9 protein-coding genes are annotated in these 12,124 nt (G+C 76.5%); 3 read left to right on the top strand and 6 right to left on the bottom strand.

The genetic code is table 11. The features are described 5' to 3' along the window. Positions 1-42: 42 nt before the first annotated feature. The 5 genes from IPO09_09935 to IPO09_09955 form a co-directional block, all read right to left on the bottom strand. Complete coding sequence (locus IPO09_09935; GenBank protein ID MBK9517655.1) at positions 43-375, bottom strand: hypothetical protein; 333 nt, start codon at positions 373-375, stop codon at positions 43-45. 7 nt (positions 376-382) lie between these two features. Further along, positions 383-1,270, bottom strand: coding sequence for a hypothetical protein (locus IPO09_09940; protein MBK9517656.1), 888 nt, complete (start codon positions 1,268-1,270; stop codon positions 383-385). Between the two features lie 231 nt (positions 1,271-1,501). After that, positions 1,502-2,101, bottom strand: a complete 600-nt coding sequence (locus tag IPO09_09945; protein MBK9517657.1) for a hypothetical protein — start codon at positions 2,099-2,101, stop codon at positions 1,502-1,504. Then, positions 2,098-2,424, bottom strand: a complete 327-nt coding sequence (locus IPO09_09950; protein ID MBK9517658.1) for a hypothetical protein — start codon at positions 2,422-2,424, stop codon at positions 2,098-2,100. The genes IPO09_09945 and IPO09_09950 overlap by 4 nt, the downstream gene beginning before the upstream one ends. A gap of 39 nt (positions 2,425-2,463) precedes the next feature. Continuing rightward, positions 2,464-3,714: a hypothetical protein gene (locus tag IPO09_09955; GenBank protein MBK9517659.1), complete on the bottom strand. Its 1,251-nt coding sequence runs from the start codon at positions 3,712-3,714 to the stop codon at positions 2,464-2,466. A gap of 247 nt (positions 3,715-3,961) precedes the next feature. Between IPO09_09955 and IPO09_09960 the strand changes: the two genes are divergently transcribed. Both IPO09_09960 and IPO09_09965 read left to right on the top strand, forming a co-directional pair. Next, positions 3,962-6,730, top strand: coding sequence for a hypothetical protein (locus IPO09_09960; protein ID MBK9517660.1), 2,769 nt, complete (start codon positions 3,962-3,964; stop codon positions 6,728-6,730). A 110-nt stretch (positions 6,731-6,840) separates the two neighbouring features. Beyond that, positions 6,841-7,770 carry a hypothetical protein gene (locus IPO09_09965; GenBank protein MBK9517661.1) on the top strand — a complete coding sequence of 310 codons (930 nt, stop codon included), beginning with the start codon at positions 6,841-6,843 and terminating at the stop codon, positions 7,768-7,770. 67 nt (positions 7,771-7,837) lie between these two features. On the opposite strand, the gene IPO09_09970 is transcribed toward IPO09_09965, so the two are convergent. Further along, positions 7,838-9,190, bottom strand: a complete 1,353-nt coding sequence (locus IPO09_09970; protein ID MBK9517662.1) for a M20/M25/M40 family metallo-hydrolase — start codon at positions 9,188-9,190, stop codon at positions 7,838-7,840. A 145-nt stretch (positions 9,191-9,335) separates the two neighbouring features. Here IPO09_09970 and IPO09_09975 point away from each other — a divergent pair, with 145 nt between their 5' ends. Next, positions 9,336-12,083: an amidohydrolase family protein gene (locus IPO09_09975; GenBank protein ID MBK9517663.1), complete on the top strand. Its 2,748-nt coding sequence runs from the start codon at positions 9,336-9,338 to the stop codon at positions 12,081-12,083. Positions 12,084-12,124 lie beyond the last annotated feature (41 nt).

Consider the following 12,124-nt stretch of genomic DNA (forward strand, 5'->3'; position numbering starts at 1 on the left):
AGAGGGCGCCCCCGGCACCGGGAGCGCCCTCGAGACCGGCGACTACCGGCGACCGTGGTCGCGGCCGTACCCGCCGTCGCGATCGCGGCCGTAGCGGTGCCGGTCGTTGCGGTGGCTCCGGCGGTGATCCCGCAGCTGGCTGGGCTCCTGGCGGTACTGCCGCCAGGACCGCCCCTCGCGGTAGTGCCAGCGGTTCCCGTACCAGTAGGACGCGTGGCCGTCGTGGTAGACGGGCCGGGTGGTGGCGATGAACCAGGCCGGCGGCGTGTTGATCCGCACCTGGATCTGCGCCTGCGCCGGGGAGGCCGCCAGGCAACCGGCGATGGCACCGGCCAGCAGCGCGCCCTTCAACATCCGTTCGAGCGTTCGGGTCATGGGTTCCTCACTTGGCTGAGATGGTGGGGTGCTGGCCGGCGTGCGCCCGGACCTGCGCGGCCAGCACGACGCGCTGCTCCGGCGACAGCATGGGGGTCACGGTCTCGTAGAAGATGGCCATCCGCGAGGCCCCGTGGCTCCCCAGGCGGCCGTTGGCGTACGGGAGGGTCACCGTGGCGTCGAAGGTCGGGCGCTCGAAGGCCTGGGCGAACTCGACCATGGCCGGGTCCACCTTGGCGCGGTCGTAGGTGCCGGCGCGGCCGGCCAGCGCGGTGTGCAGCGCCGCCGACATCTTCTCGACCTGGTCCGGCGAGAGGCCCAGGTCGACGGTGAGGCGCGCCAGGCGGCCGCCCCGCACCCGGCTGGCCGCGCCGTCCTCGTTGGTGGCCTCGCGCCAGACCTCGTAGTGGGCCTGGACCTTCTCGGCGAGCTCGCCGCGCTCGGCCGGGGTGAGGAGCGCGTGGAGCTGGTTCAGCCCCCCGACGCTGCAGGTGCGCACCCCGGCGTCGGCCGCGTCCAGCTCGACGAGGATCCCGTCGACCTTGGCCAGGTCGACGGCCCCGGCGGTGATGCCCTCGGCGAGCGTCAGGTGCAGGCGCTGCTGGATGGCGCCAGCGGGCGCCATGCACACGTACATGTCCCGCTGGAGCTGCAGCACCTGCGGGCGCTGGGCGTCGTCCGGATCGAGCGTGTCGAGGCTCATGGCGATGAACTGCGTGACGCCGCCGCGGTGCTGGTGGCGGTGGTGCTCCCGCAGCCCGGCCTCGGCCAGGTCGTCGTCCGCCTGGGTGTCGGTGGCCTGGGCCTGAAGCTCCGGCGCGGGCGCCGTGGTGGTGCAGGCGCCGAGCCCCAGGGCGGTCATCAAGGCAAGCTGGTGCAGACTGGGCATTTCCATGTGCCCTCCTTGTGTGCTGGTGAAGTTGGGTGGTGCTGGCCGGGCCTGCGACGGGAGCCAGGTCCTCGCGGCCAGCAGTGCACGCGCCACGCCACGGGCCGGAGCGGCAGGAAGACGCGGCCTTCCAGGTGGGCCGGCGCCGGCGCCGCGCGGCACGGACGTTCGCCGACCGTTCGGAGGCGCCTCGACCAGCCCCTGCGGGGAAGCCCGCCAGGGTCGTCCGGCCGGGCCTCAGTTCAGGTGGAAGCGCCAGCCGAGCAGCAGCGCCAGGGTGTCCTGGCGCGTGGCGTTGGCGGCCGACCCGGCCACCTCGGCGAAGAGGGCACCCCCGTCGAGCCGCACGAGCTCGACGGTCCCGGCGGCGTGGAGGGCGAGGTCGTACGCCCGCATCGAGCCTGAGGTGGCCCGCCTGACGTCCACCCAGACCCAGTCCAGGCCGGCGGCGAGGCCGAACCGCCCGTGCTCCACGCCCAGGAGCGTGCCCATCCTCCCCTGGTACCCGGCGAGCCCCTGCGGCGTCTCCGCCACGCGACCGGCCAGGTGGAACCCGATGCGGACCCGGAAGCCGTCGCCGGGGAGCTCGCGCGGCGCCAGCAGCACCCCGACCTCGATGGCCGGGCCGGAGAAGGGGACCTCCTGCAGCCGCGCCGACTCCCACCCCCCCGCCGCGGTGAGCGAGGCGCGCCAGGCCGTCGAGCGGGCCGGGGCCGGGAGGTCCTGCTGCGAGGGCGGGGGCGCCAGCACCGGGGCGGGCCGCGGCGCCTCGGCCGGCTCCTGGGCGCGGGCGACGGGCCACAGGGTGACTGCGAGCGCGGCGGCCAGGGCCCTCACGGCAGGCACACCGGGGTCCACGGGGAGGTGGTGGGGAGGGTGTCCAGGCTCGCCTCGGCGCGGGCGCAGGCCCCGGACTCGACGAGGACCTCACAGCTCCGCCCGGTGAGGCAGCGGGCGTCGGCCAGGTCGAGGCCGACGTCGTCGCAGCCCATGAGCTCGTCGGAGGTGTCGTCGCAGGAGAGCATGGCCCCCGAGAACCCTGGGCAGCAGGCCATCAGGTGGGCCTTGGCCTCCTCGCAGGCCAGCTCGTGCCTGGAGATGCCCGGGCACATGGTGAAGGCCAGGAGGAGCAGCGGCCAGGCAGGAGGGCGGGAGCGCACGTACCGATGGTACGATGCCTCGGCCGGACCGTCCACCCCTCAGATGTCGATGTCGTCCGCCCCGGAGATGAGCAGGTCGAGCCCCGGCACGGGCACGCCGCGGTTCACCTCGTAGAAGTCCACGTCGCGCTCCAGGAAGTGCTGCAGCGGGGTGGTCGACAGCCAGCGCAGGGTGGCCAGGTTGACGGAGCCGCCCGCGGCCGGGAAGGTCCAGGCGGCGTTCCACCCGGCCACTCCCGAGAGATCCGGCAGGGCGTAGCTGGTGGCGCTGCCGAGCCACTCCTTCGAGACCCAGGCGTACCAGATGGCGTACGGCGTCCCCTGGTGCGCCGCCACCAGCAGGTCGCCGACGAAGGGTGGGCAGCGCGCCGGCGCGGCGTAGGCCAGGCCGGTGAAGCTCCGCGTCGCCTGGGCGAAGGTCGGGGCGTACCGGGTGATCCCGGTGAAGTCCATGGTCACCTCGGCGGGCGGCGCGCGGGCGTCGAGGTTCTTGTGCCACTGGGTGTGGCCCCCGTCGGTGAGCGAGCCCTGGAGCCAGAGCTGGTCGCCCGCCAGGAGCCCGGCCGACGGGAGGAGCAGCGGGCCGGCCGTGCCGGCGTCGAGCTCCCCCAGCTGGACCCGCGTGCCGTTCCGGGTCAGCAGCCCGCTGGCGAGCCGCCCACCCACCGCGGTCGCCGGCACGGTGGCGAAGGGCGCGGCGCCGGCGAAGTCGGCCTCCACGCCGCCGAGGGAGGTGTCGCCCGACAGGTCCCGGCGGATGAACAGGAAGCGGCTCCGGGTGGAGAAGTCCGGGGAGAACTCGACCCCCATGAAGTCCAGGGTGCCCGGGAGCATCGGGAAGTTGCTGAAGGTGCGCGGCGAGCCGCTGGTGGAGCTGTTCACCTGGTTGGTCACCAGCATCGAGTAGTACGGGGGCGCCAGGTTGGAGACCGTGCCGGACAGGAAGGCGTAGGTCAGGGCGGGCGGTTCGAAGACCCGCCGGATCGAGGTCACCTCGCCGGTGGTGAGCTGGTAGAGCCGCACCTGGGCGTCGGGCGCCACCAGCGCCACGCCGTACCGCCCCGCCGCCTCGAAGGTGTAGACGGCGCCGTCGGAGGGCGAGGCCGGCGCCAGCCGCCGCCAGCCGGTGCCGTCGTCCACCGCGACGAGCTGCGCGTCGGTGGTGATGGTGACCGTGACCGGCGGCGTGGCCGGACCGGACTCCTTGCCCCCGGAGCAGCCGCTCGCCGAGAGGAGCGCGATCAGGGCGCCGGCCAGGACCCCGAGGAGACGCTTCGCCGATCGACCCATGGCCTCACCCCCGGTGAACTCCGAACCTGCCGACCATTGTCGGCGGTCCGGGCCGGAAAAGGGGGCGGAGAGTGGGGAGCCCCCCGGCGGGGCCCGCACCATCCGGGCTGCTTCAAATCGTCGCTCGCCTGCTCATGGTATCGACACAGCGTCGAACGGGAGGCTCACATGGGCCACCGCGCCCGGCACGCCACCGCTCCACTCGAGCGCCAGCTGGAGCCCGCCCGAGGCGCACCGGGGGAACACCATGTCCGCCACCCGCGCGCTGTTCCTGGCCGCACCGTGGATCCTGGCTCTCGCCACCTCCGCCTGCTCCTCGGGCTCCCCGGACCAGCCGCCGCCCGGCCGGTGCGCCGGCGTGGTGTGCGCCGCGATCGACGCCTGCCACCTGGCCGGCGCCTGCGATGAGGCCACCGGGACCTGCTCCCAGCCCACCGCTCCCGACGGGGCGAGCTGCGCCGGCGGCACCTGCTCGGCGGGGGCCTGCCTGCCCACCGACCGCAGCGCCTGCGGCGACGGCCTGCACTCCGCCGGCGAGACGGGCGTGGACTGCGGTGGGACCTGTCCGGCCTGTCCGAACGGCCAGGCCTGCGGCGGCGCCGCCGACTGCCTGAACGGCGCGTGCCGCGGGGGGCAGTGCGCCACCGCGGCGGCGGCGCTGACCGCGGACGCCGGCCCCGACCTCACGGTGGCCGGCGGCGCCCAGGTCTCGCTGGACGGGACGCGCTCCCTCTCGCCCGCGGGCGCCGTCGCCACCTGGCGCTGGGCGCAGGCGGCGGGCCCGGCCGTGACCCTCACCGGCGCCGACACCCCTCGCCCCGGCTTCCTGGCGCCGGCCGTCGACGCGGCCGGCGAGGCGCTCACCTTCACGCTCACGGTGGGGGACGGCGCCGGGGCCACCGCCTCGGTCGACCTGTTGGTGGAGGTGCGCCAGCCCGCCGCCCTGCCCACCCCCACCACCAGCACCGGACTCATCCGCCGGGCGCTGGCGGAGGGACGCCTCGATCGCGACACCGCCGCGCAGTACCTGGCCTTCTCGGTGTACGGCGACGCGCGGCTGCCGGCGGCCTACCAGGGCGGCGAGCGCGGCCCCTCGGGCACGGGCGCCCTGAAGCTCGTGGCCGAGGAGTTCCCCACCCTCTCGCCGGCCGCCCAGCAGGTGGTGCGCCCCTTCCTGCTCCCGGCCATCGCCCCCGGCAGCTGGTACTCGCTCCGCCAGCGCCCGTCGCCCGGGGCCGCCGGCGCGCGGCCGGCCGCCGCGGCCCCCGCCGCCCCGGAGTGGCGGTGGGTGGTGGGCGCGCACGTGGCCGTCTACTACCTGAGCGACCTGGCCGGAGGCCTGGCCACGGCCACGGCGCTCCGGGACGAGATCGAGGCCAGGATCTGGCCCGGCCTCCTCGCCGTGTGGAGGGCCGACCACCTGCCCATCCTGGCCGACGCCCTGGTGCCGAGCGCCGACTTCCACGGGGTGCGCGGCAAGCTGAACATCATCATCGCGCGGGGCCTGGCCGATTCCGGCGTCGAGCAGCCCTACCTCCGGCCCCCCTCCCCCTCCTGGATCCAGCTCCAGGAGGGCCTGCCGCTCACGGGCAAGAGCCCCCCGGGCCTCTTCCAGAGCGCCGCCCACGAGATGACCCACTCGGCCCAGGACAGCTACGCGCAGGCCGAGCGGTACTCGCAGGCGCAGTGGATCTTCGACGGCATCGCCACCTGGGCGGAGGACGACGTCTACCCCGACGTCGACACCGAGCAGGAGTACACCAGCCACTTCCTGGACCGGCCCGACCTGTCGCTCGACGACGCCGACTCCATGCACGCCTACGCCAGCTACCTCTTCTTCCAGGGCATGACCCGCGGGCTCGGCACCCGCGACTTCGTGCGCCGGGCCTTCGACAACTTCCAGCGGGAGAAGGCGCTGGCCGCGGTGGACCACGCCTTCCAGATGGGCATCGGCTTCAACTTCCAGTGGGGCCCGTTCATGGAGCTGGCCTGGAACCGCGACCCCGCCTCGGGCTTCTGGGCGGCGGACGGCCTGGAGCTCGGCGCCAGGGCCAGCGAGGTCCCACCCACCGAGGTGCGGATGGCCGGCGGCGAGCTGCAGCTGGAGCTGGAGGCGGCGGTGCAGCACCTGGCCACCCGCTACCACCACCTCACCCTGCCCGACCCGACGGCTCGCCAGCTCTACTTCTACGACGGCCTCACCTACCCCCTGATCGAGTTCACCGACGTCGACGGCTCCACCTTCCTCATCCCCGACTCGACCGCGGGTGACGACCCCATGCGCTTCCTCGACGTGGCCACCCGGCTGCTGGAGCTGCGCGACGGCTCCTGGCAGCGGCCCGCGGCCTCGCCTGCGCCGGGCGGGCTGATCGCCTGCCAGGACGACCCGGGCGCCCGGCTCGACGAGCTGATGATCGCCTTCGGCGACAGCGCCCCCAGGAAGGGCCACCGCCTGAAGCCCGAGGGGCACCTGCCGCGCCTCTGGGTGAGCAACATCGGCTGCTACCGCTGGCAGGGCACGGTGACCGCGGTGACCAGCCAGGCCGCCCTGCCCGGCCCGATGGAGCGGATCACCGCCGCGGTGGAGTTCCTGCGCGACCCCGCCTACGACATGGCGGGCCAGCCCTTCTTCCGCCTGGCCCACGGGCAGTTCACCTGGGCGATCTCCGGCACGGTGGACGACTGCACCTACGCCGGCCAGGACGCCTGGAGCGACGACGGCCTGCAGGCGGGCGTGCTCACCTTCAGCCCGCAGGTGATCAGCGGGCGGCTCCACCGCGCCTACATGGGCGGGGGCTCGGGCCACCAGGCCAGCTACACCCTCACCTGCGTCGACCCCGAGGGGCGCACCACCGTCACCTCCCACACCACCACCGTCACCTGGCTCGACATGGTGCGCGACGCCGATCCGGACTGGGTGCCCCAGGTCTCCGCCGACGGCCTCCAGGCCTCGGCGAGCGCCGACAACGGACAGCTGGTCTACCAGTGGAGCTTCACCTCCACCCCGGGCCCCTGAGCCGGCCGGCGGGCCGGGAGCGGGGGCGGTTCCGCCTCGACGTCGCCGCCGGCCAGCGGCACACTGCGGGGTGGTCGCGCCGCCGCGGCCCGCCCACCCCTGGAGCCGCCATGCCGTCAGCCACCCTCCCCGCCCTCGCCCTGGCGCTGCTCGGGCTGGCCGCCCCGCTGACCGCCCAGGCCGCGGAGGTGCTGGCGCTCCTGCCGGCCACCGGCGTCAACGTGGACCAGGGCACGCTGGCCGCCACCTCGGAGGTGCTGCGCAACCACCTGGCCCGCGCCGGCCTGGAGGTGCGCCTGGTCCAGGGTCCGGGCGGGCAGCAGGCCGAGGCCAGCGGCGCCGAGGCCGCCGCGGCCGCCCGCGCCGCCGGCGCCAGCCGGGCCGCCGTGGTCCGGGTGGTGGGGCTGGGCACGGTGCTCCGCTCCCGGCTGACCGTGTACGACGCCGCCAGCGGCGCGCTGGTGCACGACGACGACATGCCGGCCGACTCCGCCGCGGACCTCGACCCGGCCCTGGAGCGGCTCGCCAAGGGCTACGCCAGGGGCCGGTCGGCCGCCGCCGTGGCCGAGCTCGACACCGTGACGCAGAAGGAGTCCCGGCCGGTGCAGCGGGTGGAGGCGGCCCGCAGCACCGGCTTCCGGCTCGGCATGGTCTGGCCGCGCGGCGCCGGCGCCTCCGGCCACGGCACCGGCGCCGGCCTCTTCTGGGCCTACGACACCCGCGACTTCCTGGTGGACCTGGCGTTCGACGGCGCCTGGGGCGCCGACGTGAAGCAGGTGACCGCCGGCTTCGGCGCCGCCTACCCGTTCAGCCGGACCACGCTCTCGCCGTACGCCGGCGCCGGTGTCCGCTACGCCTGGGTGAACTACGGCGCAGGCGGCGGCAACGGCTTCCAGCCCTACGCCGCCGGCGGGGTCATCGTCGGGCGGCTCTCCACCGTGAGCATTCGCCTGCAGGCCGAGTACTGGTGGAACACCTTCTCGATCCGCGGCGCCTCGCCGGTCAGCGGCGCCGGCCTCAGCCTCGGGCTGGGCTTCTAGGGGCCGACCGGGGCGCTCTCCGCACCGGCCCGCGCCCCGCGCAGGGCGCGGGCGCCGGGCGGAGCCGTCACTCCAGCGCCGACGGGTGGACCGGGATCCCCTCGTTCCCCTCGGCGTCCACGGTGGCCACGGCGAAGACGTGGCTGTCCGGCACCACGCCCTTCACCACCAGGGAGGCAGCGCGGGGGTGGAGCGTGGCGCGCTGCCAGGTCACCGCGTCGGCGCGCCGGCGGTAGACCACCAGGCCGGCCACCCGCGGATCGGCCGGCAGCGTCCAGCGCAGGCGGGTGTCGGGGCTGACGGCCCCACCCAGGGTGAGGCCGGTCACCGGCGCCGGCGCGGCGGCCAGCGTGGCCACCGCCGCCAGCAGCCCGCGGCCCACCTTGGCGCAGTAGGCGGCGTCGAAGTGGGCCGGCGTGTCGCCGAAGGCGCGCCCGGCCTCCAGCCGGGGCACCTGGTGCTGGCGGTCGTAGTGCTCGTGCGCCTCGGTGAGCCGCACCGCCGCCACCCCCTGGCCTGCGAAGGCCAGGTGGTCGGAGCCCCGGGCGATCCGGTCGCGCCGCAGCATGACCCACAGGTCGAGGTTCTCGACGTGGCGCTCGGCCATCCGCTCCAGGTAGCGGGCCCACTCGCGGGCCGCGCCGTCGTTCTCCCCGCCGATGGCCTCGCGGAGCTTCCGGGCGGCCTCGCCCTCCAGCGGGCTCACCCCCTCGCTGAAGACCCGCACCGCCACGTCGTCGCGCACGCCGTCCTGGCCAGCCACGTTGCCCACCGTGTCCACGCTCACCATGGCCAGCACCGCCAGGCCCTCGGCGGCCAGGCGCCTGGCCAGGTGGGTCGAGCCGGTCAGCCCCTGCTCCTCGCCCGCCACCGCCACCAGGTAGACGGCCACCGCCGGCCGGTCCGTCGCCAGGACCCGCGCCAGCTCGAGCAGCATGGCCACGCCGCTGGCGTCGTCCACCGCGCCGGGGGCGTCGGAGGTGGCGTCCATCGGATCGGTGGCGCGGCTGTCGTAGTGGGCGGTGAGCACGATGGCCTCGCGCGCGCGGGCCGGGTCGGTGCCGGGCAGGAGGACGCCCACGTTCCAGAGCTCCACCGGCGCCGGGATGCGCCGCTCCGGCGGGGCGGTGAAGCGGTCGTCGAAGGGCTGGAGGCGCGACCCCGGCAGGGCCGCCAGCGCGCGCGCCTCGGACGCCAGCCAGCGCCGCGCCGCGCCGATGCCGCGGACCTCGGAGCGGGTGTCGGAGAGGGTGTGGCGGGTGCCGAAGGCGGCCAGCCTGGTCACCGTGGCCAGCAGGCGGGCTGGCTCGACCGCGGCGACCAACGCCTCGACGCGGGGCGAGCGGGCCGACGGGGCCAGGGCGGTCGCTGGGGTGGAGAGGGTGAGGGCGGCGAGCGCTGCCAGGGCGAGGGAGGTCATGGTGGGCTCCGGGGGATGGCATCCTACGAGGAGCGCCGAGGGGCAGGAAGGGGCGCTGCCCCGACCCCGACCTCGGCCCGTCCCCGCCGCCCCCCATGTGACCCAGCGTACAGCGCCGGGCCCGCGGCCTCGCTACACTCCCCGGATGCCCTCGCCCCGCCGCGGCCTCGCGCCGCTCGCCGCGCTCCTCGCCCTGTCGGCGCCGCTGGCCCTCGCCGCCTGCGCCACGCCAGCGCCCGTCGCCGCGCCTCCCGCGGCCCCGTCCCCGCTGGTCGGCCCGGTGCCGCGCCAGCCGCAGGCGCTGGTGCTGCGCCACGCCACGGTGCTGCCGGCCAGCGGGCCGGCCATCCCGGACGGTGCGGTGGTGCTGGAGCGGGGCCGCATCACCGCGGTCGGCCCGAGCGCGACCGTGGCCACCCCGCCGGGCGCCCGCGAGCTGGACCTGACCGGCCGGTTCGTCACGCCCGGCCTGGTCGACTCCCACACCCACCTCGGCGTCTATGGCCAGCCGGAGTCCTTCGCCCACTCCGACGGCAACGAGATGACCTCCCCCATCACCGCCGAGGCCTCGGCCGAGCACGCCTACTGGCCGCAGGACGCGGCCCTGGGGCGGGCCCTGGCGGGCGGCGTCACCTCGGCGCTGGTCCTGCCGGGCAGCGCCAACCTGGTGGGCGGCCGCGGCCTGCCGGTGAAGCTGCGCCCTGGCCGCAGCGCCGCCGAGGCGCGCTTCCCGGGCGCCCCCGACTCGCTCAAGATGGCCTGCGGCGAGAACCCGCGGCGGATCTACGGCGAGGGGAAGAAGCAGGCCCCGCAGACGCGCATGGGCAACGTGTCGCTCTTCCGCCAGGCCTTCCTCGACGCCCAGGACTACCAGGCGCGCCAGCAGGAGTGGCGCACCAAGCAGGCCGAGGCGGGCGCGGCGGCCGGGCCGGCGCCCAGGCGGGACCTCAAGCTGGAGACGCTGGCCGCCGCGCTGCGCGGCGAGGTGCTGGTGCAGATCCACTGCTACCGGGCCGACGAGCTGGCGGCCATGCTGGCGGTGGCCGACGAGCTGGGCTTCCGCATCCGCGCCTTCCACCACGCGCTGGAGGCCTACAAGGTGCGCGACCTGCTGGCGGCGCGCGGCGTGGCCACCGCCACCCACGCCGACTGGTGGGGCTACAAGCTGGAGGCCTGGGACGGCATCCCGGAGAACGCCGGGCTGGCCACCCGCGCCGGCGGGCGGGCCACCATCCAGTCCGACTCCCCGGTGGTCGGGCAGCGGCTCGGCCAGGAGGCCGCCAAGGCCATGTGGGCGGCGCGGGCCGCCGGCGTCCCGGTCTCCGACGAGGAGGCGCTGCGCTGGGTGACGCTGGACGCGGCCTGGGTCCTGGGGGTGGACGGCCAGACCGGCTCCCTCGAGCCGGGCAAGATGGCCGACGTGGTGGTCTGGAGCGGGCACCCGTTCTCGGTCTACGCCCGCGCCGAGCAGGTCTACCTGGACGGCCTGCTGGCCTACGACGTCCGCGCCGGCCTGTCGCCGAGCGACTTCGAGCTGCGCGAGCCGCGCCAGGCGCCGGCCGCCGCGCCGCCGCTGCCGGGCAGGCCCGCCGGGGCGCCGGCGCCGGCCGCCCCGTGTGACGGCGGCGCCGTCCCCTGCCCGGCCCCGCTGCCGGTCACGGCCGACCGCTGCCTGGCCATCACCGGCGCCCGGGTGGTGGGCGGCGCCGGCCCGCCCGGCGAGGCCACCGTGGTGGTGGAGGGAGAGCGGATCACCCGGGTGGCGCCCGGCCTGGCCGCCCCGACCGGCTGCCGCGAGGTGGACGGCCGCGGCCTGGTGCTCTCCCCGGGCCTGCTCGACCCGGTCTCCACGCTGGGCCTGGAGGAGGTCTCGGGCGAGGAGGGCGCGCGCGACCTCGGCCCCGGCGGCGAAGGGGCGGCGGCGCCCGACCCGGTGCGCGCCGCGCTGCGCGCCGCCGACAGCGTCAACCCCGCCTCGGCCCTCCTGCCGGTGGCCCGACAGGGCGGCCTGACCGGCGCGGTGGCCTTCCCGGGCGGCGGGCTGGTGTCCGGCCAGGCCGCCTTCGTGGGCACCGACGGCCAGGTGCGGGTGGCCTCGGTGGGCCTGGCGGCCAGCCTCGGCGTGGCGGGGGCCCAGGCCCTCCACTCCACCCGCGGCGCGGCGCTGCAGCGGCTGCGCGAGCTGCTCGACGACGCCCGCACCTACGCCGCCAGGCGGTCCGACTTCGACGGGGCCAGGCTGCGCCGCGTCTCGGCCAGCCGCCTGGACCTGGAGGCGCTCCAGCCGGTGCTGGCCGGGCAGCTGCCGCTGGTGGTGGAGGCCGACCGGGTCTCCGACCTGCTGGCCGCCCTGGCGCTGGCGCGCGAGTGGAAGCTCCGGCTGGTGGTCCGCGGCGGGGCCGAGGCCTGGCTGGTGGCGCGGGAGCTGGCGGAGGCGCGGGTGCCGGTGCTGCTCGACCCGCAGGAGGACCTGCCGGCCTCCTTCGATCAGCTGGGCGCGCGGTCCGACAACGCGGCCCTGCTGGCGGCCGCCGGGGTGCCGGTGCTGATCGCGCCGCGCGGCATGGCCGGCGAGCCGCACCAGGCCAGGACGCTGCGGCAGGTGGCCGGGTTGGCCGTGGCCCACGGGCTGCCGTGGGCGCTGGCCCTGCGCGGCGTCACCGCCGGCGTGGCCGAGGCCTACGGCCTGCCGGGCGGCCGCGTCGCCGAGGGCGTGGTGGCCGACCTGGTGCTCTGGAGCGGCGACCCGCTCGAGCTGTCGAGCCGGCCGCTGGCCATGTGGATCGGCGGGCGCCAGGCGCCGCTGGCCTCGCGCCAGCAGGCGCTGCTGGAGCGCTACCGGGTGCTGGGCCCCGAGGCGCCCGGCGCGGTGGAGCCGGCGCGCCGGCCCTAGCCGGGGCGGGCGCCGGCGGCGCCCGGGCGGAGGCGCCGGCC

Origin of the sequence: Anaeromyxobacter sp., from assembly GCA_016718565.1 — a bacterium.
Classification (GTDB): Bacteria; Myxococcota; Myxococcia; order Myxococcales; family Anaeromyxobacteraceae; genus JADKCZ01.